A 19,737-nucleotide genomic window follows, 5' to 3' on the forward strand; every position below is an offset into this window, starting at 1 on the left:
GTTGGGTTACTCTTGAGCCAGAAACTTTACCTCATCCATCATAGCATCAGTCCGAGCCAGTAAATACCGATCGTTTTTTGCCAGTATTTTAGCCTGGCGCAGACTGCGCAGGGCTTCCCGGTGGCGTCCCTGAAGCAATTGGCATTGCGCCTCAGTGAAATAGGCATAAGCCTTCTGATTGGCGGCAGATTGTGCTCTTGCCAGCTGTTCGCATAAAATCAAATCCTTTTTAAAGCGCCGTGAACCTTTGAGTAAAACGGCTGATGCTTTTTCTGCTTTTCCAGCAGCCAGCAACCCCTGCCCATATGCCATCAGTGCGGCATAATTTTCGGGATATAATGTTTGCAAGTCCTGAAGCCTTTTAATAGCGGCCTCATATTCCTTATTGCCGGTTTCGGCCTGCGCCATAGCGATTTGATAAAATAAATTATTATTGTCATGGGCTAATAATGGATTGATAAGGGATTTGGCTTGCCCGAATTGATTTATGCCAAGCAAAGCCAGTGCATGGCCAAAGGCGCAGGCGGCAGCAGGCGTTTTTTTATTGCAGCCGTGTTGGTAATACTCGAGTAACTGCTTGCTATCGCGGGCAACATCATTACGTAATAATTCTTTAAACAAAAAATAATCCATGCTGTCAGCGTGATCTTTATTTTTCAACTGAAAACTTCGGTTTTCCGCTTCCGCAATCCGGTCTTCATCAAGCGGGTGAGTGCGTAAAATGGCGGGAATATTGGCGGTATAATAATAACGGGCACTTTGTTGCATTTTCTTAAAAAAACCAGCCATTGCCCGGGGATCAAATCCTGCCTGGCTGAGCATGCTGATTCCGATACGGTCCGCTTCTTTCTCATTTGCCCGCGTGAAATTAATATTATCCTGAGCAAAACCAGTCATAGTCGCAGCCATTGCTCCGCTACCCAGGGTCGGATTAATTGCGCCAAGGGCTGCAGCGGCCAGCAGAGAAGCCAGCATGGGAATCTGCATTTGTTTCTGATGTTCAAGCATACGGTATAGATGATGCAAACGGACGTGGGCTATTTCATGCGCCATAACGGCTGCCAGTTCACTCTCATTCTCACTGGCCAGGATAAGCTGCGAATTAATGCCGATATATCCGCCCGGACCGGCAAAAGCATTAATTTCAATGGATTTGACAATAAAAAAATAGGGTACCCGAATGTGCCCATAAGCGGCCAATTGCTTTCCAATATGATTTATATACTGTGTGGCCAAGGGGTGGCGCTCAACACTGTCAGCTTGATTAATTTGCTGTACGAACTCCTTTTCAAGTTCGTCAAGCTCCTGATTTGAATAGGGGGAAAAGCTATACAAAGGATTGCAGAACAGCATTGCTGCCAGGATGATTTTTATTTTCAAACCAGGCCCAGATCCTTGTCTCACGAATTACCTTCCTAATTCAATCATTTCTTGACAATAATAAACAATTTGCTTCTTCATGTACAAATTTATCAGTACAACTTAAGACAAAAATTGCTTTGCACAGGACAATTTTTTTGTATTACATGTAGGTTGGGTCGTTCCGACCCAACATTTCTTCAATCACTTTTCAGATCTTGAGTGCCTGATAAAAGGCTTGTTGGGTCAAAACGACCCAACCTACAAAATTGTCCTTTGCAAAGGAAATAAGGTTAGTTTTTGCTCTAAAAATATCAGAGTGGAGGTGATTTTTACAAGTAGTATGAATAGGTTGTTGAATGACCAGAGTTTAGTGTGAAATCTATTGCAATAGCGACTATAATAAAATTGAATAATTTGTTATCATGCGATGATTTTAACCCGTTGATTTTACTATGCACAGACAATTTATGATTGCGGCGCTTGAACAAGCCTGGAATGGCCGGGGTTTTTGCGCGCCTAATCCAGCGGTAGGAGCTGTTGTTGTGCATAATGATAAAATTATAGCAAGTGGCTGGCATCATGGTGTAGGAACAGCTCATGCTGAACAGGCCGCACTGCAACAATTATCGGAATACCCTAATGATATCACCTTGTATGTGACCCTTGAGCCCTGTAATCATTGGGGGCGAACGCCGCCTTGTGTTTCCGGCATAATTGCCGCAGGTGTTAAACGCGTTGTCTATGGTTATCCCGATCCCAACCCTGTTGTAGCAGCGAATAACACGCCTCAGATACTGAAAGAAAATGGCATAGAAGTTATTCATTATCCATTGGCTGAGATTGATCAGTTTTATCAAAGCTACTCCTGGTGGACACGGACCCGAAAACCGTGGGTTACGGCCAAAATTGCGCAATCGTTAGATGGTAAAATAGCAGCCCGCAATGGACAGCCGGTGAAATTGTCAAACGACGCCTGCGCACAGTTTACCCATCAGCAACGGCTACATAGTGATATTATTTTAACTAGCTCAAAAACAGTCATTAATGACAATCCCAGGCTTAATGCCAGACTGAAAGATAAAATATATGCCAAGCCGATTGCTGTTATTGATAGTGATTTAGCGGTAAAGGCAACTGCTGAAATTTTTACAACGGCTCAATTTTGCCGTATATTTCACGCCGAGTCAGTGCAGCCAGAGCAAAAAATTGCCAATTGTGACTATCATGCTGTCAAAATGGAGAAGGGGCGTCTGGATTTGCATCAAATCATTACTCATCTCGGCAGTCTGGGATATCACGATGTCTGGGTTGAGGCCGGCGGTGAATTGTTTTCAGCATTGCATAAACAGGGATTGATTAATAAAACATATCTGTATATTGTTCCCAGGATTTTGGGCAATGCCGCAATATCAGCATACCATGACGATATTTTCCAAAATCGGGAGTATGATATCTTATGGCAGCCGTTCGCTGATAATATGATAGTCGATATTGTCTGGCAGGAGAGGGAATGCGTACATTCTTAATCAAGTTATGGCGCGCCCTTAATTATAAAACGTTTGCTATTTTTAGTTATTTGACCCGTATTATTGCGCATCCGCTCACTATTTCGGGCCAGTTGAAAAATGAGGTTGAATAATGTCAACAAGCCCTTTTACGACAATTGAACACGCCATTGAAACCATCAAGGCTGGCGGCATGATTATTTTAATGGATGACGAAAATCGTGAAAACGAAGGGGATTTGGTTGTTGCCGCTGACTTTGCAACAGCTGAGGCGGTCAATTTTATGTCCCGTTTTGGCTGTGGTTTAATCTGTTTGTCAATGGCTGATGAGATGGTCGACAGGCTGGGGCTGCCCATGATGTCAAACAATAACCGTTCGCCATACGGCACGGCTTTTACTGTTTCTATTGAGGCTGCAAACGGCGTATCAACAGGCATCTCAGCCAGAGATAGGGCCACAACAATTGCCGTTGCAATTGATCCGGCAGCGACTCCTAAAGACGTAATTACACCAGGCCACGTTTTTCCTTTAAAAGCTAGAAAAGGCGGGGTGTTAGAACGTCCTGGCCAAACAGAGGGCAGTGTTGATCTGGCGAAACTCGCTGGATTAAAGCCTGCTGCCATGATTTGCGAAATCATTAATGAAGATGGCACCATGAGCCGTCGTGATGATCTGGCGGCTTTTTCGCGCCAGCACAATATTCCAATGGTGACTGTACGTGATTTGATTGATTATCGGGTTCGCCGTGAGCAATTGGTAACGGTAGCTGCCAAATCAAATATTCCTCTTCATGAGTATGGTGATTTCACCATGACTGTTTTTAAAAATCAGCTGGATTCAGCCGAACATTTTACTCTGGTAAAAGCACCGGCAACTTCCGGGCAGGCGCCGTTGGTACGGATACACTCTGAATGCATTACTGGTGATGTGTTTGGCTCGTGCAAATGTGATTGCGGCGAGCAGCTTAAACAGTCTCTGGCACTGATTGCAAAGCAGGGCGGTATGCTTATTTATTTAAGACAGGAAGGTCGAGGGATAGGCCTTGCAAACAAATTGAAAGCTTATGAATTGCAAGAGCAAGGTTTAGATACGGTGGAAGCGAATTTGAAGCTTGGTTTACCGGCTGATGCACGAGATTATGCGATTGCGTTTCAGATTCTGAAATTTTCAGGCATTGATGTTTTGCGTTTACTGACAAATAATCCTGAAAAAGTCCAGGCGCTTGAAAAATACGGGATTCAGGTTAACGAGCGAATTCCTTTAACGGTTACGCCATCTCATGCCAATCGCAATTATCTGAAAACCAAACAAATCAAGCTTGGTCACTTTTTAACCATTGATTAAGGATAATTATGAAATTTATCAATGCTGCCGCAGGAGAGCGTACTTCTTCTTTTCCCGTTGCAATTGTTGTCAGTCAGTTTAATCAGCCAATCACCGATGAACTGAAAAACGGCGCAATAGCACGGTTGCAGCAAGCCGGTATTAAAGATAGCGATATTACTGTGATTGAAGTACCAGGCGCAGTTGAGATCCCTTTAATTGCCAAACGCCTGGCAATTAAAGGCGAAGTTGAAGTTATCATTGCCCTGGGCGCTGTCATCCGCGGCGAAACAACTCATTATGATTACGTTTGTAATCTGGTTAGCGACGGTTGCCAGCAGATTGCTCTCGAATACAATATTCCGGTTATCTTTGGTGTCCTGACCACTGAAAATGATGAGCAAGCCTGGGACAGACTAGGTGGAAAGCACGGCCATAAAGGCAAAGACGCCGCCGATTGCGCACTGGATATGCACACAATTTTACGTGCATTGTAATTATATCCATTACCGCAGCTTGGGTCTTATTGACCCAACAAAACCCTTTCCTCAAACAAAAAAATAAAATCACTACTAATTCTGCCTGCTTTTTGATAAAATTAAGCCCCGTTCATATGCAAAAATAATTAATCCGCTTACAAGCGGGTTCAGGCATTCCAAACGGGGTCTTTCATGGCAAACTATTTATTTATTACTGGCGGTGTAGTTTCTTCTCTTGGCAAAGGTATTGCCGCAGCCTCACTGGCCGCTATTCTTGAAGCGCGTGGCTTGAAAGTCACTCTGATTAAGCTCGATCCATACATCAACGTTGATCCCGGTACAATGAGCCCTTTTCAGCATGGTGAAGTATTTGTTACCGAAGATGGGGCTGAAACAGATTTGGATCTTGGGCACTACGAGCGTTTTGTACGCACGACCATGACCAAGCGCAATAATTTTACCTCAGGTAAAATCTACGAAACCGTGATTAAAAAAGAACGGCGGGGCGACTACCTTGGCGGCACGGTTCAGGTTATTCCTCATATCACCAATGAAATCATCCGTTCAATTAAAGCTGGAGCAGAAGGTTTTGATGTTGCCATGATTGAAATTGGCGGAACAGTAGGGGATATTGAATCATTACCGTTTCTTGAAGCAATCCGGCAAATGCGTATTGAGCTTGGTTCCCAACGCTCCCTGTTCATTCACTTGACCCTGGTACCCTATATTCCGACGTCCGGCGAAACCAAAACCAAACCTACCCAGCACTCGGTAAAAGAGCTCCGTTCTATTGGTATTCAGCCCGATATTTTAATCTGCCGTTCAGAAAAGCCCCTTTCAGTGGCGGATCGGGCTAAAATTGCTTTATTTACCAACGTTGAAAAAGAAGGGGTTATTTCACTCCAGGATGCCAAAAGCATTTACCAGATCCCAATGATTCTGCACGAGCAAGGACTTGATGAAATCGTTGTCAGGAAGCTGGGCATGTCTATTGAACCTGCTAATTTGCAGGAATGGGAAGCAGTTGTTGCCGCTCAGGCAATACAGACCAGAACCGTCAAAGTAGCTATGGTAGGCAAGTATACCGAATTAAATGATGCCTATAAATCGATCAATGAAGCGCTTTGTCATGGCGGAATTCATACTCAGACCAAGGTGGAAATCGTTTATATTGATGCTGAACTGATTGAAAATAAGGGCACTGAATTACTGGCTGATGCGGATGCAATATTAATTCCAGGCGGGTTCGGCGAGCGCGGCATCGAAGGTAAAATCCGTGCGATTCAATATGCCCGCGAAGCCAAAGTGCCGTTTTTGGGAATTTGCCTTGGCATGCAAACCGCAGTGATTGAATTTGCCCGTAATGTAGCCGGTATGACCAATGCCAACTCCACAGAGTTTGACAAAAGTACGCCTTATCCGGTTGTGGGCTTAATCAACGAATGGATGGAAGCCGATGGCAGCGTCAATCTGCGTGATGAAAACACTGATTTGGGTGGAACCATGCGGCTTGGAGCTCAGAAATGCCTGCTGGATCGCAGCTCAAAGGCATATGCCATCTATCAGAAAGAGCAGATTTTAGAACGGCACCGTCATCGCTATGAGGTCAATAACCAGTTAGTTGGAAAGCTGGTTGAAAAGGGGCTTGTGATTTCTGGCCGCTCAGGCGATAACACATTGGTTGAAATGGTGGAGTTGCCAGATCATCCCTGGTTTGTTGCCTGCCAGTTCCACCCTGAATTTACTTCAACCCCGCGCGATGGCCATCCCTTGTTTATACAGTTTGTTACTGCTGCCCGCGCGTATCACGAACAGAAGGATAACTAATGAAATTATGTGGTTTTGAAGTCGGCATTGAATCGCCCTTGTTTTTAATTGCTGGTCCCTGTGTGATCGAAAGTGAAGAAATGGCGCTGGAAACAGCCGGGTATCTGAAATCGATCTGTGCGGAACTTAAGCTGTCTTTTATCTATAAATCGTCTTTTGATAAGGCAAACCGCTCTTCTTTGCACAGCTATCGTGGACCCGGTTTTGAAAAGGGCTTGCAGATCCTTGAAAAAGTGAAGCAACAAATTGGCGTTCCTGTGTTGACCGATGTTCATGAAGACACCCCATTGCTTGAAGTAGCAAGCGTGGTTGATGTACTGCAGACGCCGGCTTTTTTATGCCGGCAAACCAATTTCATCCAGAAAGTTGCTGCCTTGAACAAACCGGTTAACATCAAAAAAGGGCAATTTCTGTCGCCCTGGGAAATGAAACATGTGGTAACAAAAGCACAAGCCTGCGGTAATCAGCAGATTATGGTGTGCGAGCGCGGAGCCAGTTTTGGATATAATAACCTGGTTTCCGATATGCGTTCACTGCAAATCATGCGCGAAACCGGCTGTCCGGTTGTCTATGATGCCACTCATTCAGTTCAGTTACCTGGCGGCAATAATGGCACATCGGGGGGGCAGCGTGAATTTGTGCCTGTATTGGCAAGAGCGGCAGTCGCAGCTGGAATTGCCGGAATATTTATGGAAACTCACCCAAATCCGGACAAGGCATTAAGCGACGGCCCAAATAGCTGGCCTCTGGAGCAAATCAAACCACTGCTGGAAAGCCTGCTAGCTATCGACAAAGTAACCAAAGCAAGCTGTTTTGTGTAATCGAGAAATTGTCATTCCCGCGAAGGCGGGAATGACAGAAACCTTAATCTATTAAGATAGTTATAAATGCCTGAAAATATCAAAATTCTCGTCATTGGTGCAGGTATAGCGGGTCCTGCTGTTTGTTATTGGCTAAGAAAATTTGGCTTTTCTCCTGTATTAATTGAAAAATCTGGTTCTATTAGGAAAGGGGGACAGGCGCTGGATGTTCGCGGCATAGCGACTCATCTCGCTCGAGAAATGGGTGTTTATGATCAAATCTGTGATAGACGCACGCGAATAGAATTCGGTCGTTTTGTAGATTCATCTGGTAAAGTTCTACATGAAGAACAGGGTGAGAAATTCGGGTTCAGGCAAGATGATGAAGTCGAAATTCTGCGCGGTGATTTGGTTGAAATCCTGATGAAAACAATTGCTGATGTACCTTGTTATTTCAATCAATCCGTTACCAGCATTGACCAGAGTGCTGATAACGTCACAGTCGCATTTATGGACGGCAAGATTGAAAAGTATGACCTGGTAATTGCTGCAGATGGTATTCACTCTGCTGCAAGGCGTATGATTTTTGATAAAAATGAATATCAGTTAATTCATCTTGACTCCTACCTTAGTACATTTACCATTCCAAATTACCTGGGTTTGAGCCACATAGGCCTGGAGTGTGAAGCTAATCATAAAATAGTATCAATAAATAGCGATAATAACCCTGAAATAGCAATAGCCGGATTTATGTTCCGATCGCAGCATATCCTGAACGACATCCGGGATGAGCAGGAGCAAAAACAATTCCTGCGGGATACTTTTCGCGATTTTGGTTGGGAAACACAAAATATTCTAAATCGAATGCCGGAAAGCGATGATTTTTATTTTGATGCTATTACGCAAGTAAAAATGAATAACTGGACTAAATGTCGAGTAGCGCTTATAGGCGATGCAGGGTATTGTCCTTCTCCGTTATCTGGCCAAGGTAATAATTTGGCATTCGTTGGAGCATATATCCTTGCGGGAGAATTAAAAGCTGCTAATGGTAATTATATGCAGGCCTTTGCTCGTTATAATGAACTACTACGCCCTTTCGTTGAGGCTAATCAAAAGTTTGGTGTTTGGGTAAGTAAATCATTCCTTGTAGAAGATGAAGTTTCCAAGGAAATTGCAGAAGAGCGCTCAAAGAGAACCCTGGCCATGATAAAATCCGTTTCAAATGCGATTACCTTACCTCAATATGAATAATTAAATCAACTAGGTAACGTCCCTAAAGTTTTTGCTTATTTAAAGCACAGATTTTAAAATTTACCCATATCCGCCCCCTCTCCCGCGAAAGGAATTTGAATAGTATACAGATGGTTCTTCGCGGGAGAGGGTTGGGGAGAGGGGATGTCACGAATGGTAATAGATGATGCGCTTTGGACAAATTACTCGATATAACAAAATCAACTATATATGCCCCTATAGGGACTTGTCGTTTAAATTTAAATCCTAGTCGATTTGCTCGAAGGTAATACCATAGATGCTGCTCTGTAAGAGTTCTTTGCCTACTTAATTTCTTTGCGTGTTGCCTCAGTATCGATTTGTCCACTTCCCTCTCCCCAACCCTCTCCCGCGAAGGATCATCAGTATATTATTCAAATTCCTTTCGCGGGAGAGGGAGCAGATTGGGGTAAATATAAAAATCTGTGCATTAAATAAACAAAAAAACTTTAGGGACGTTACCTAATGAATTTAGAAAAAATTGAGCGAGAAGCAAAATCTTAAGCAGACCACGTTTGTGAGTTAAAGGTAATCTTTATTGTTCATGTGATTTAAAATTTATTGATTTACAAGAAATTAGCTGATGTTCTTGGCGGAGAGACAGGGATTCGAACCCTGGGAAGGTTTCCCTTCAACGGTTTTCAAGACCGCCGCAATCGACCACTCTGCCACCTCTCCGAGACGAATACTATCGCAACCCCTATTTCATTGCAAACGTTTTTTTTATTATTTTTGCTTTTGATGAAAAAAATTGGTTGAAACCTCGCAAATTCAGTTGTGATGGGTATAATGTCGGACATTCAGTTACGGTATTTATTCGTGCAGGTGTATGATATGAAACGAATTCAGGCAATTACCCTGGCAGCTGTTGTAGTGTCGCTTACAGCATGTTCATGGTGGAATAAAGATGAGGATGATTCAAGTCCTTTTAAAGGCATGACTGCAAAGCAGCTTTATACAGAATCAAAAGCTGCTTTGAAGAGCGGTGAGTATGACAGCGCTGCCAAACGTCTTGAGGCGATGGAGTCCATGTATCCGTTCAGCGAGTATGCCGAACAGGCGCAGATGGACTTGGTTTATGCTTATTATAAGAAAGAAGATTATGCTTCGGCGGCGGCAACAGCGGAGCGGTTTATTCATCTTTATCCGCGTGCTAAAAATGTGGATTACGCCTATTATATGAAAGGACTGGCTAACTTCCAGCAACCGCGCGGTACTTTTGCAAATTATTTGCCTATGGATGAATCCTGGCGTGATCCAGGAACTCAGGCGCAGGCTTATGCTGATTTTTCTATGCTGGTTGAGCGTTTCCCGCAAAGCCGCTATAAGCCAAACGCGCAACAAAGAATGCTCTACCTGAGAAATATGTTTGCTCAGCATGAATTGAATATTGCCAAATACTATTTTAAACGCAAAATGTATGTTGCTGCTGCCGAGCGGGCTGGTTTCCTGGTGAAAACCTATCAACAGGCTCCAAGCGCTCAGGAAGCCTTGATTATTATGTACCAGGCTAATAAGGCGCTGGGACTAAATAAAGCTGCTGATGATGCTCTGGCCGTTTATAAAGCCACTTATCACAGTATGCCGCAAGGTATTACAGAATAGGAACAAACACTGTGGCCAAAGCCCTTTGCCGCTATTTGTTGTTTACTTGTTTAGCGCTGGCAGCGTCAGCGCTGCAAGCCTTATCGTCTGATGAAGCTTTATTGCTCCGCAAGGATTTCCAGCTGTATCAGGCCTGGTCTTTAAGCCGAAACTATTATTTTGGTACTTCGCTTCCTCGTGATCGCTTGTCGGCCCTTGCCTGGCAAATGGTGTATGTTGATTTGCTTCCTGCAGGTTACCCGCAGAAAGATCAGATGTTATCTTTCTTTTTGAATGGACTCAGCCAGGAGCAAGTGCAGCAGGCCAAGGCCCGATCAAAACAGTTAATCGAAAATTATAATCTTGGTGCGCCATTTTCCGAGGAAAATTTAAGCAAGGCATATGCCTTGCGTGATGAAACGAATAATTGGCAAGCATTACAACCCGAATATGTTCCGTATTCTGCGGCAGGCAGATTTAAAAACTGGATCGAGTGGATCGCTGATCATATAGGCCGGGAATTTGCGGCCATGCTGGATCAGAAAGGGTATCGATTGCTGACCGCTCACGCTTTTCCGATTGTTTATGGCCAGGTAGCAGTTAAAGGCCCTGAAGCTCCGGAAATGGTGTTAGCAAACATCCCTCTATCAGAAAACGGTTACTTTGTGGCTCATGCAGATACGGCTACGTTGCATTTTCAATTGGCAGGTTATAAACCGGTTGCGGTAAATATCAATCCTGAGCAACAAATTCAAGCTATTCCGCCGGTTGTTCTGGAGCCTTTGCCGCATAGTAAAAAAACAGGGGTAGTCGGCCGGATTTTACCCTGGAATGGTTTTACACAAGGTAATATTTTGTTACAGGCTGATGATGGCGATCCTTCGCCACGCGATCCCTGGAAACGGCCAGCCATACCACTTACCGTTACCAATACCGGTCAATTTTATGCAACCGGGTTAGCGCCCGGGCGTTATAAATTATTTATTAATACCGCCGGATTGAGTACGGTTGTGAAATTTGCAGCGAAAGAGGGTGAGATTCGCGGGCTTTCGATTATTGATCTGCGTAGTAAGATTTATTCACGTAAATAGAAGATGTTGAAATGTTGGGCTTTACAGCCCAGCACTAGGCAAAAACCTCATCCGCTATTTTATTTTCCACCGTGGTTTCACTGTTGCCATTTAACCCGGCAATCAAATCATCGGTCAAGGCACGCAGTTCACCAGCCAACAGGGTCAGGGCCGCATCACGCTGTAAATACTCTTCTTCCAGCTGTTGAGTTTCGTTAAATTCATCAATCAGATAATCCAGAGTTTTCAAGCGCTTGAAGGTCAGATCATGAGTCAGGGTAAACTGAATGCGTTCTTTCCAGATCAAGGAGATTTCGGCTGCAACCAGACCTTGGGATAAAAGGGTAATTATCTCTTCTGCCGGCATTTCATATCCCTTGCAATTAACCCGTTTTTTCTCATCGCTTAAAGAAAACAGCAGACAATCAGAAGCAAGCTGGAAAGAAGGAGGTAACAGGGCAGGGTCATTGATCCATTCAGCAAAACGTGTTGCCAGGTTTTCATGATAAAATAACGGCTCCAGTTGTAATCCAGGCACCGATTTACGAAGTAAGGAAATTAACTGCGAAGCCTGATTATCGCTTGCGGTATTAACAATTAACCGTTTGCTTTGAGTATCAAGCAAGGCTAGCAGGCGCTTCTGGACACAGAATGATTTGGGTAATAATTCAAACTCCAGATCTTCCGCCATTTGAGCTTTTTCAGCACGTTTAATTTTACGGCCTTGTTGGGCTTCAAGGGTATTGATTCGCTCGGCAAGCAATTTGTTAATTACACCGCGCGGTAAAATGCGCTCTTCTTTTCCGAGGCAGATCACCGCGCTGCCGGCAACTTCCTGGATTAACTCATCTGCGTAAGCAGGTAACCAGCCATAGGTGAATCGGGCATGGGGCGGACAGGCTTTTAATGTTTCTTCTGCCAGCAACTCCTGCAGATTAACCTCTTCCTTCATCTCATAATTGTAAACCAGTGCATTATTAAACCACATAGTAGATCCTTTTGAAGCAAATCATGATGCTAACATGTTCCAGAGTAAATTTGCAGTCATCTACCAAAATGCGTTAATTGCAATAACATAGGATTTAAATTCTGACGTATCACGGCCTGCCAGAGTTTTCCATACACCGGCAATAAGCCCGACGTTGGAATTAAAATTCCATTCCAAAGCAGGAGCAATGGTTATCTCATCAGTCGGATTCTGCCCGATATGTGCAGGCTGTCCAGCGCTGTTTGTGCCTGCATATCCGCTGAAACGAGTGCGGTGGCGATGGGCAAAGAAACCTTCCATTACTGCGACAAGGTGCTGGGTAAGGCTTAATTCGCCAGCAATATCGATACTTTGTAAATCGCCGGGATGTACATTGCCTAAAGTATTTGCCGCACCGCCGAAACTGTTATAGCCATAGACACTGACATCAGCAGCATAAACATAGGCAAGACTTAAACGGGTACGGAGATAATGAACATCTGTAATAGGCAGTAAATGCTGGAAATTCAAATTAAACGCAGTCTGATAACTGCCAATCCCGGTTGAATCGGTTCCATTATTGACAGGATCGAGATCTTCAAATTTACCGGTAGGAATAATTTCCTGAATGGTGACACGTAAATCAGGTATCAAACGCCTGCCTTTTTGTTCAATAAGCTGATAACCGAGGGTTGCACTTACATCGCTCATATGGTGAGAGTTCTGGCCATGGAAACGATTGTAAGCATAAGGGGCGCTGAATTGCACATCCATAGAGTCTGAAATACCATGTGTAAATATCGGATTACCTACTATACTGCTGCCCATAGGAGCATGAGTAAGTTTCCAATGCCGGTTATATATGCCTTCGTTGTCAGTGAAAAAACCATAGACCTCAAGATTGGTATGTCCGGCAGGAATGGTATGGCCCGAAGGCGCCAGTAATGGGCCTGTATACCAGGGAGCTGCAAACAATACGGAATTATATAATAAAAACAGAAGGGAACCAATAAATCGAATGACTGCCTGTCGCATAATGCTCCTTGTATGAACTGATTTGTCTTGCGGTGAGCAACAAGTCTGATGTAGATTAGCCCACTTTATTATTTGGAAAATAGTTTACTTATGCATACAGCAGTTTATCTTCATCAAGCCAAAGAAAGCAATATCCGCCGAGGCCATCCATGGATATTTCCCAAAGCAATAGACAAAATCAAAGGTAAGCCGACTACTGGCGGTCTGGTCGATATCTTTGATTCACAGGGTCAGCAAATGGGCATGGGGGTCTATAATGAACATTCGCTCTATCGAGTCAGAGTGCTGGCGCTTAATGAGGCCGGACTGACGCTTCAGGCGCTGGTTATCAGACGTTTGCAGCAGGCTAAATCCATTCGTACCGCCTTAAACCTGCCTGATGCACAAACAACGGCATTTCGGTTGTTTAACAGTGAAGCCGATGGTTTGTCAGGCTTAACCATAGATTGCTTTAACCAGGTATGTGTAGTGGCCAGTTCAGCTTACTGGGTAGAGTTAAATCGGGAAATTATTACTGAGGCTATTCAGACCGTGCTCAAACCCGAGCAAATTATCTGGTTGCCGCAGACAAAGCCATTGTCTCAGGATGGCTGGACAATAACTGATGCTCCCAGGGAAAACGCTCACAGTACTGAAGTGCTGGAGGCGGGCGTCCGTTATCAGGTCAATTTTGCGCAGGCGCAAAAAACCGGATTATTTCTGGATCAACGAGAAAACCATCAGCGGATAGCAGCGTTGGCAAACGGTAAGCGGGTATTGGACTTATATAGTTATACTGGCGGCTTCGCTTTGCATGCCGCGAAGGCTGGCGCTGCTAAAGTAACGGCCGTTGACAGTTCAGAGCAGGCCATTGCGCAGGGACGGAGTAATGCTGCTTTAAATGGCCTGGATCATATTGAATTTGTAGAGGCGGATGCCCGCGATTATCTTGGGCATGCCGGAGAATATGATATTGTTATTCTTGATCCGCCAAAGCTGGTTCCATCCCAGCAGCATTTGCAGAAGGCAAAAAATTACTATCGTTTTCTGCATCGGGAAACGTTTAAGGCTATGCGTTCAGGATCGTTATTGATGACATGTAATTGTTCGTCTGCCTTGTCGCCGCAGGAATTTTGTAACCTGGCCAGTTCACAGGCTGCGGCTGTTGGTAAGCAGGTTCGTTTGCTTGGGGTCTTTGGACCGTCAAGCTGTCATCCTGTGTTGCCTGCTTTTCCTGAGGGAAATTATTTGACAGCTGTGTTGCTTGCTGTAGTGTGAAGGGTTGCTTTGCAAATTCCGAGCGGGTAAGGATGCCCGGTTAAAGTCTGTTTCGCAAACACGCATGAAGTCATCCTGACGCTCCCAGATGCCCGTCCCTGGCATCTGAGGGTTTGCAAAACAGACTTTAACCGGGCATCCTTACTGCAATTTTGGGAGTGCCGGCAACGCTGTGTGTTTTATGTTAAGGAGAACATTATGTTATTACAAAAAGAAAAAACCTGTCTGGTTTTGGTTGATGTGCAGGAAAAATTAATTCCATTAATTCATAATCATTCGGATGTAGTAAACCGCTGCCAATGGTTGATGCGGCTGGCACGCGAATTGTCTGTACCTTGTGTAGTCAGTGAGCAATACCCTCGTGGGCTTGGTCATACGGTGCCTGAGTTGCTGCAGGATAACCATAGTACCATCATTGAAAAGGTTCACTTTTCCTGCTGGCGTGAACCGTCTTTCAAAAATGAGTTACAGACGATTAATCGTGATCAGATTGTTTTGATTGGTATAGAAACGCATGTCTGTGTGCTACAGACGGCAATTGATTTACATGATGCCGGTTTTCAGGTTTTTGTGGTTGTTGATGCTGTCGGTAGCCGGAATGAGCTGGACTATCGTTATGGCTTAAAACGGATGAAACAGACAGGGGTGCATTTGGTTACTTCTGAAATGGTGTTTTTTGAATGGGTAGAAAAAGCAGGATCGCCGGAATTTAAAGCATTAAGTCAGTCTTATTTAAAATAATAACGAGGGATTGTGATGAAACTGGATAACCAAGTTGTAGTCATTACGGGTGGAGGATCGGGCTTGGGCGCTGCTTGTGCGGATTATTTCAGCAAGCATGGCGCACGGGTAGCGATTTGGGATAAAAACCCTGGTAAAAAAAGCGATAAAATAGCGCTTGGCATTAGTTGCGATGTCAGTTCTGAATCAGAGATTGAACGGGCATTACAAGAAACTGTCAATATGGTTGGCGTACCACGTATTTGCATTAACTGTGCAGGAATTGCGCCGGCTAAACGGATGGTTGGTAAAGAAGGCGCGATGCCGCTTGAGGCTTTTAAGCAGGTTATTGATATTAATCTGATCGGTACCTTTAACGTGATGCGGGTTACGGCCGCTGCAATGTCCGGACTGGAGCCGGATGCGGAGTCTGGCGAACGCGGGGTAATTATTAACACGGCTTCTGTCGCAGCTTATGAAGGACAAATTGGCCAGATGGCCTACAGTGCGTCAAAAGGCGGTGTGGTCGCTATGACCTTGCCGGCAGCGCGTGAGCTTGCCCAGCATGCCATTCGAGTGAATACTATCGCCCCTGGCTTAATGGCAACGCCAATGTTGTTAGGCATGCCGCAGGAAGTGCAGGATAGCCTGGCTAGTACGGTGACATTTCCCAAGCGGCTTGGACATCCAGAGGAATACGCGGCTTTGGCGGCGCATATTGTTGAAAATGAATTAATTAATGGTGAAGTAATCAGGCTTGACGGGGCATTAAGAATGCAGGCGCGTTAATTCAGGAAAAAGAATTTTATAGCTTGCTCATCACTTTAGCGGTAAACTATTGCCCTTTGTTAAAAATTTGATGAGACCAGTCTATGTTAGAAGTAAATCAGATCACTTTTTCGTTAGCCGATCTTGAAAAGCGGGTAACAGCGCTTCGGGGGTATCTTTGACTTTGATGTCAAAAAAGAACGTCTCGAAGAAGTTGTCCGTGAACTTGAGTCGGCTGATGTATGGAACAAACCCGAGTATGCGCAGGCGCTTGGAAAAGAACGGGCGCAGTTGGAATCTGTAGTAAATCAGTTGCAGAATCTTACCCAGTCTCTTATTGATCTTGGCGAACTGTTTGAGCTTGCCCGGGAGGAAGATGACGAACTGGCCATTGCTGATGTTTCTTCCGAACTTAACAGTATTGAGCAGCAGGTCGCTGATCTTGAATTTCGCCGCATGTTCTCCGGTAAAATGGATGGCGCCAGCGCTTATCTCGATATTCAGTCCGGCTCAGGCGGCACTGAGGCGCAGGATTGGGCTGAGATGCTGTTGCGGATGTATTTGCGCTGGGGTGAAAAACATGGTTTCAATACCGAACTGATTGAATGCTCCGCCGGCGAGGTTGCAGGCATTAAAAGCGCTACTATTCATTTTACCGGCGAATATGCCTATGGTTGGCTGCGTACAGAAACCGGCGTGCATCGCCTGGTACGTAAATCCCCCTTTGATTCTGGTAATCGGCGCCACACTTCATTTGCTGCGGTATTTATCTCCCCTGAAATTGATGATGATATTGAAATCGAAATCAACCCCGCTGATTTACGCGTTGACACTTACCGGGCGTCAGGCGCAGGCGGCCAGCACGTAAACCGTACGGACTCGGCAGTTCGGATTACCCATGTACCCAGTGGTATTGTTGTTCAATGCCAGAATGATCGCAGCCAACATAAAAACCGTGATCAGGCAATGAAGCAATTACGAGCTAAACTGTATGAAATGGAATTGCAAAAGAAAAATGCCGAACAACAGGCATTGGAAGAAAGCAAATCCGATATTGGATGGGGATCGCAAATACGTTCTTATGTTCTTGATCAATCGCGGATTAAGGATTTGCGTACTGGTGTAGAAACCAGTAATACCCAGGCAGTATTGGATGGCGATCTTGATCAATTTATTGAAGCCAGTTTAAAAGCAGGAGTAGAGGCATGACCGAAGAATATCTGGATGAAAGCGAAGTCTATCAAATCCGTAAACAAAAATTAGCAGACTTACGCGAGCAGGGATTTAATTTCCCTAACCAGTTTCGTCGAAAGTATTTGGCTGACAGTTTGACGCAGCAATATGGCGATAGTGATAAAGAATCACTGGCAAATCAGCATATTCAGGTCGCTGTTGCCGGCCGTATTGTACTGCGCCGCGTAATGGGGAAGGCAAGTTTCTTCCATATTCAGGATGTTTCCGGCCGGATTCAGGTTTATATCCGGCAAAATGATTTACCCGAATTATATGAGCAGTTTAAACATTGGGATTTAGGCGATATCGTTGGTGTAGAAGGGTATTTATTTAAAACTAATACCGGTGAACTTTCTATCCATGCCGAAGGTGTTCAGCTTTTAACAAAATCTTTGCGGCCCATGCCTGACAAATTTCATGGTTTGGCTGATCAGGAAATGCGCTACCGTAAACGCTACGTCGATTTGATTGCCAACGAAGAAACTCGAAAAACATTCCTGATGCGTTCGCAATTAATTAAAGCATTCAGGCAATTTATGGATAGTCACCAGTTTTTGGAAGTTGAAACGCCAATGATGCATCCGATCCCCGGCGGAGCGGTGGCCAGACCGTTTGTGACTTACCATAATAGTCTGGATATGGAAATGTTTTTGCGGATTGCCCCCGAGCTTTATTTAAAACGCCTGGTGGTCGGCGGTTTTGAGCGGGTCTATGAAATTAACCGTAATTTCCGTAACGAAGGGTTGTCTACCCGCCATAATCCGGAATTTACCATGGTTGAATTTTATCAAGCCTATGCTGATTACAAGGATTTGATGAATTTTACCGAGGAATTACTGCATCACTTATGCGATGTCGTCTTAGGTACCCGCCATATTGAATATCAGGATAAGGTAATTAATTGTGCTGATCCCTTTGCCCGTTTGAGTGTTACCGAAGCAATCCTGCACTATCTGCCGCAGATAAGCGCGGATCAAATTGAAACTGTTGATGGTTGCCGTGCAATCCTGAAACAGAAAGGTTATGCCTTCAAAACGACAGACGGCCTGGGTAAGTTGCAAATGATTCTGTTTGAAGAGGAAGTGGAGCATCTGTTAATCCAGCCTACCTTTATCACCGGTTATCCAACCGAGGTTTCGCCGCTCGCGCGACGTAGCGACGACAATCCTGATCTGACCGATCGTTTTGAGTTTTTCATTGCCGGCCGCGAAATTGCCAATGGGTTTTCAGAGTTAAATGATGCCGAAGATCAGGCAGAACGATTTCATCTTCAGGTGAAAGAAAAAGACGCCGGTGATCTCGAGGCAATGCATTTTGACAGCGATTATATTGAAGCGCTGGAGTACGGCATGCCGCCGACAGCGGGTGAAGGGATAGGGATAGACCGCCTTGCGATGTTATTCACAAACTCGTCATCAATACGTGATGTCATTTTATTCCCGCATTTGCGCAGATAAGGAAACGGCAGCCCGATAAACCCGGGCTGCAAACTATTAGTTAGCCACAAGGAGAAGGCAATGAAGTTATATTACAGTAAGGGGGCATGTTCGCTGGTTGTACGTATTATCCTTAATGAGCTGAGTTTGAAAGCTGATTATGAGGCGGTTGATCTCAAGGATAAAAAAACAGCCGCAGGGATAAATTTTTTAACGGTTAATGCCAAAGGCGCTGTACCAACTTTAGAGCTGGATAATGGCGAAATTCTGACGGAAAACGCAGTCATTATGCAGTATCTTGCTGACAGCAATAAAGCAACTAATCTTCTGCCTGCTATTGGCGATTTTAATCGTTATCGCGTGCTTGAGTGGGTCAACTATATCACGACTGAATTACACAAAGGATTTTCGCCTTTATTTAATCCAAATCTTGATCAGGAAATTAAAAAAACAATTTTTATTCCTCAGTTGCAGAAAAAATTCAGTTACGTTAATGATTGTTTACAACGTAGTACTTATTTAATGGGCGATAATTTTACCCTGCCTGATGCCTATTTATTTGTTATGTTAAGATGGGCGCATGCTTTAGGGCTTGATTTGAAAGCATGTAATCATTTAACAGACTATTACAATGGACTAAGAAAACGCGCTTCTGTCGAGCAGTCATTGCAGCAGGAAAAAGAGTAACTCAGGCTGGATTGTTTCGAATCTGGATTTTGTCATTCCCGCAGGCGGGAATGACAAAAACTAGCACTTTTATTTTGCAATCCCTTTTGCTGCGAAAAAAGCCACTAAACCAAAAAACATTGTTTGTAAGGGGTGTTTTTGTATGTAATCAAGCCAATCACCTCCGGATTTTTTTATTTCATCGACACCTTTTTCCATCATTTCAGAGGTTTCATTTTTTAAATTATTCATAATTATTTTCCTCAAAAAAATTAGTTAATAATTATTTAATTTACATAAATAGATTAAACATTTTTTCAACAAAATTTCAATTCTTTTTTTATTTTTTATTTAAATTAATGTGTGTTGGGCTGTAAAGCCCAATGGCGCTGCCTTAAGCTGTACAAAAATTGCGATATAGAAAAAAAGAGCTAA

The 19,737-nt window shown here is 44.2% G+C and carries 19 protein-coding genes, 1 tRNA gene and 1 pseudogene; 15 read left to right on the plus strand and 6 right to left on the minus strand.

Annotation, left to right across the window (positions count from 1 at the left end; all coding sequences use genetic code 11):
- Positions 1-6 precede the first annotated feature (6 nt).
- A complete protein-coding gene (locus ACFORL_RS05190) occupies positions 7-1,353 on the minus strand; it encodes a M48 family metalloprotease (protein ID WP_382341822.1) in 1,347 nt (448 codons plus the stop codon).
- Positions 1,354-1,814: 461 nt separating this feature from the next.
- On the opposite strand from ACFORL_RS05190, the gene ribD reads away from it, so the two are divergent.
- The 7 genes from ribD to ACFORL_RS05225 all read left to right on the plus strand — a co-directional run bounded on the left by ribD (position 1,815) and on the right by ACFORL_RS05225 (position 8,548).
- Positions 1,815-2,888, plus strand: coding sequence for a bifunctional diaminohydroxyphosphoribosylaminopyrimidine deaminase/5-amino-6-(5-phosphoribosylamino)uracil reductase RibD (gene ribD / locus ACFORL_RS05195; RefSeq protein ID WP_382341783.1), 1,074 nt, complete (start codon positions 1,815-1,817; stop codon positions 2,886-2,888).
- Positions 2,873-3,001, plus strand: coding sequence for a hypothetical protein (locus ACFORL_RS05200; protein WP_382341784.1), 129 nt, complete (start codon positions 2,873-2,875; stop codon positions 2,999-3,001). The genes ribD and ACFORL_RS05200 overlap by 16 nt, the downstream gene beginning before the upstream one ends.
- Positions 3,001-4,212: a 3,4-dihydroxy-2-butanone-4-phosphate synthase gene (gene ribB, locus ACFORL_RS05205; protein WP_382341786.1), complete on the plus strand. Its 1,212-nt coding sequence runs from the start codon at positions 3,001-3,003 to the stop codon at positions 4,210-4,212. Before ACFORL_RS05200 ends, ribB begins: the two co-directional genes overlap by 1 nt.
- Positions 4,213-4,220: 8 nt before the next feature.
- Complete coding sequence (gene ribH / locus ACFORL_RS05210) at positions 4,221-4,688, plus strand: 6,7-dimethyl-8-ribityllumazine synthase (RefSeq protein ID WP_382341788.1); 468 nt, start codon at positions 4,221-4,223, stop codon at positions 4,686-4,688.
- A gap of 174 nt (positions 4,689-4,862) precedes the next feature.
- A complete protein-coding gene (locus ACFORL_RS05215; protein WP_382341791.1) occupies positions 4,863-6,497 on the plus strand; it encodes a CTP synthase in 1,635 nt (544 codons plus the stop codon).
- On the plus strand, positions 6,497-7,318 hold the full coding sequence (gene kdsA, locus ACFORL_RS05220; RefSeq protein WP_382341793.1) for a 3-deoxy-8-phosphooctulonate synthase: 822 nt from the start codon (positions 6,497-6,499) through the stop codon (positions 7,316-7,318). Before ACFORL_RS05215 ends, kdsA begins: the two co-directional genes overlap by 1 nt.
- 66 nt (positions 7,319-7,384) lie before the next feature.
- A complete protein-coding gene (locus tag ACFORL_RS05225) occupies positions 7,385-8,548 on the plus strand; it encodes a tetracycline destructase (protein ID WP_382341795.1) in 1,164 nt (387 codons plus the stop codon).
- Positions 8,549-8,741: 193 nt separating this feature from the next.
- Here ACFORL_RS05225 and ACFORL_RS05230 read toward each other — a convergent pair.
- Together ACFORL_RS05230 and ACFORL_RS05235 are read right to left on the minus strand one after the other, a co-directional pair.
- Positions 8,742-8,894: pseudogene (locus ACFORL_RS05230) on the minus strand (DUF559 domain-containing protein); the annotation flags it as partial.
- Positions 8,895-9,156: 262 nt separating this feature from the next.
- A tRNA-Ser gene (locus ACFORL_RS05235) sits at positions 9,157-9,244 on the minus strand.
- 156 nt (positions 9,245-9,400) lie between these two features.
- Between ACFORL_RS05235 and ACFORL_RS05240 the strand changes: the two genes are divergently transcribed.
- A complete protein-coding gene (locus ACFORL_RS05240) occupies positions 9,401-10,171 on the plus strand; it encodes an outer membrane protein assembly factor BamD (protein WP_382341797.1) in 771 nt (256 codons plus the stop codon).
- A gap of 11 nt (positions 10,172-10,182) precedes the next feature.
- Positions 10,183-11,241 carry a hypothetical protein gene (locus ACFORL_RS05245; protein ID WP_382341798.1) on the plus strand — a complete coding sequence of 353 codons (1,059 nt, stop codon included), beginning with the start codon at positions 10,183-10,185 and terminating at the stop codon, positions 11,239-11,241.
- A 34-nt stretch (positions 11,242-11,275) separates the two neighbouring features.
- Here the strand turns inward: ACFORL_RS05245 and ACFORL_RS05250 are convergent, their stop codons facing one another.
- Together ACFORL_RS05250 and ACFORL_RS05255 are read right to left on the minus strand one after the other, a co-directional pair.
- On the minus strand, positions 11,276-12,208 hold the full coding sequence (locus ACFORL_RS05250) for a recombination-associated protein RdgC (protein ID WP_382341800.1): 933 nt from the start codon (positions 12,206-12,208) through the stop codon (positions 11,276-11,278).
- A gap of 60 nt (positions 12,209-12,268) precedes the next feature.
- Positions 12,269-13,222, minus strand: coding sequence for a hypothetical protein (locus tag ACFORL_RS05255; protein WP_382341802.1), 954 nt, complete (start codon positions 13,220-13,222; stop codon positions 12,269-12,271).
- A gap of 90 nt (positions 13,223-13,312) precedes the next feature.
- On the opposite strand from ACFORL_RS05255, the gene ACFORL_RS05260 reads away from it, so the two are divergent.
- The 6 genes from ACFORL_RS05260 (at position 13,313) to gstA (ending at position 19,323) form a co-directional block, all read left to right on the plus strand.
- Positions 13,313-14,479: a class I SAM-dependent rRNA methyltransferase gene (locus ACFORL_RS05260; protein WP_382341804.1), complete on the plus strand. Its 1,167-nt coding sequence runs from the start codon at positions 13,313-13,315 to the stop codon at positions 14,477-14,479.
- A 198-nt stretch (positions 14,480-14,677) separates the two neighbouring features.
- Positions 14,678-15,220, plus strand: a complete 543-nt coding sequence (locus tag ACFORL_RS05265) for a hydrolase (RefSeq protein WP_382341806.1) — start codon at positions 14,678-14,680, stop codon at positions 15,218-15,220.
- 15 nt (positions 15,221-15,235) lie between these two features.
- Positions 15,236-15,988, plus strand: coding sequence for an SDR family NAD(P)-dependent oxidoreductase (locus ACFORL_RS05270; RefSeq protein WP_382341807.1), 753 nt, complete (start codon positions 15,236-15,238; stop codon positions 15,986-15,988).
- An 83-nt stretch (positions 15,989-16,071) separates the two neighbouring features.
- Positions 16,072-17,176 (plus strand): peptide chain release factor 2 gene (gene prfB, locus ACFORL_RS05275; RefSeq protein ID WP_382341809.1). Its coding sequence is split into 2 segments (ribosomal slippage): positions 16,072-16,146 and positions 16,148-17,176, totalling 1,104 coding nucleotides; the frame shifts between segments, so codons are not numbered across the junction.
- Positions 17,173-18,657: a lysine--tRNA ligase gene (gene lysS / locus ACFORL_RS05280; protein WP_382341810.1), complete on the plus strand. Its 1,485-nt coding sequence runs from the start codon at positions 17,173-17,175 to the stop codon at positions 18,655-18,657. Before prfB ends, lysS begins: the two co-directional genes overlap by 4 nt.
- Before the next feature lie 60 nt (positions 18,658-18,717).
- A complete protein-coding gene (gene gstA / locus ACFORL_RS05285) occupies positions 18,718-19,323 on the plus strand; it encodes a glutathione transferase GstA (protein ID WP_382341812.1) in 606 nt (201 codons plus the stop codon).
- 69 nt (positions 19,324-19,392) lie between these two features.
- On the opposite strand, the gene ACFORL_RS05290 is transcribed toward gstA, so the two are convergent.
- Positions 19,393-19,554 (minus strand): hypothetical protein, encoded by a 162-nt coding sequence (locus ACFORL_RS05290; RefSeq protein WP_382341815.1) that lies wholly within the window; start codon positions 19,552-19,554, stop codon positions 19,393-19,395.
- Between the last annotated feature and the right edge of the window lie 183 nt (positions 19,555-19,737).

The sequence above is a fragment of the Legionella dresdenensis genome (genome assembly GCF_042649825.1).
Lineage (GTDB): Bacteria > Pseudomonadota > Gammaproteobacteria > Legionellales > Legionellaceae > Legionella_C > Legionella_C dresdenensis.

Bases quoted from the DNA above. Each gene is read 5' to 3' on its own strand.
- lysS (WP_382341810.1), top strand. From the start codon at position 17,173: ATGACCGAAGAATATCTGGATGAAAGCGAAGTCTATCAAATCCGTAAA.
- ribB (WP_382341786.1), top strand. From the start codon at position 3,001: ATGTCAACAAGCCCTTTTACGACAATTGAACACGCCATTGAAACCATC.
- ACFORL_RS05255 (WP_382341802.1), bottom strand. From the start codon at position 13,222: ATGCGACAGGCAGTCATTCGATTTATTGGTTCCCTTCTGTTTTTATTA.
- ACFORL_RS05250 (WP_382341800.1), bottom strand. From the start codon at position 12,208: ATGTGGTTTAATAATGCACTGGTTTACAATTATGAGATGAAGGAAGAG.
- ACFORL_RS05190 (WP_382341822.1), bottom strand. From the start codon at position 1,353: ATGCTGTTCTGCAATCCTTTGTATAGCTTTTCCCCCTATTCAAATCAG.
- ACFORL_RS05260 (WP_382341804.1), top strand. From the start codon at position 13,313: ATGCATACAGCAGTTTATCTTCATCAAGCCAAAGAAAGCAATATCCGC.
- ACFORL_RS05265 (WP_382341806.1), top strand. From the start codon at position 14,678: ATGTTATTACAAAAAGAAAAAACCTGTCTGGTTTTGGTTGATGTGCAG.
- gstA (WP_382341812.1), top strand. From the start codon at position 18,718: ATGAAGTTATATTACAGTAAGGGGGCATGTTCGCTGGTTGTACGTATT.
- ACFORL_RS05200 (WP_382341784.1), top strand. From the start codon at position 2,873: ATGCGTACATTCTTAATCAAGTTATGGCGCGCCCTTAATTATAAAACG.
- ribH (WP_382341788.1), top strand. From the start codon at position 4,221: ATGAAATTTATCAATGCTGCCGCAGGAGAGCGTACTTCTTCTTTTCCC.
- ACFORL_RS05225 (WP_382341795.1), top strand. From the start codon at position 7,385: ATGCCTGAAAATATCAAAATTCTCGTCATTGGTGCAGGTATAGCGGGT.
- ACFORL_RS05240 (WP_382341797.1), top strand. From the start codon at position 9,401: ATGAAACGAATTCAGGCAATTACCCTGGCAGCTGTTGTAGTGTCGCTT.
- ribD (WP_382341783.1), top strand. From the start codon at position 1,815: ATGCACAGACAATTTATGATTGCGGCGCTTGAACAAGCCTGGAATGGC.
- ACFORL_RS05290 (WP_382341815.1), bottom strand. From the start codon at position 19,554: ATGAATAATTTAAAAAATGAAACCTCTGAAATGATGGAAAAAGGTGTC.
- kdsA (WP_382341793.1), top strand. From the start codon at position 6,497: ATGAAATTATGTGGTTTTGAAGTCGGCATTGAATCGCCCTTGTTTTTA.
- ACFORL_RS05215 (WP_382341791.1), top strand. From the start codon at position 4,863: ATGGCAAACTATTTATTTATTACTGGCGGTGTAGTTTCTTCTCTTGGC.
- ACFORL_RS05270 (WP_382341807.1), top strand. From the start codon at position 15,236: ATGAAACTGGATAACCAAGTTGTAGTCATTACGGGTGGAGGATCGGGC.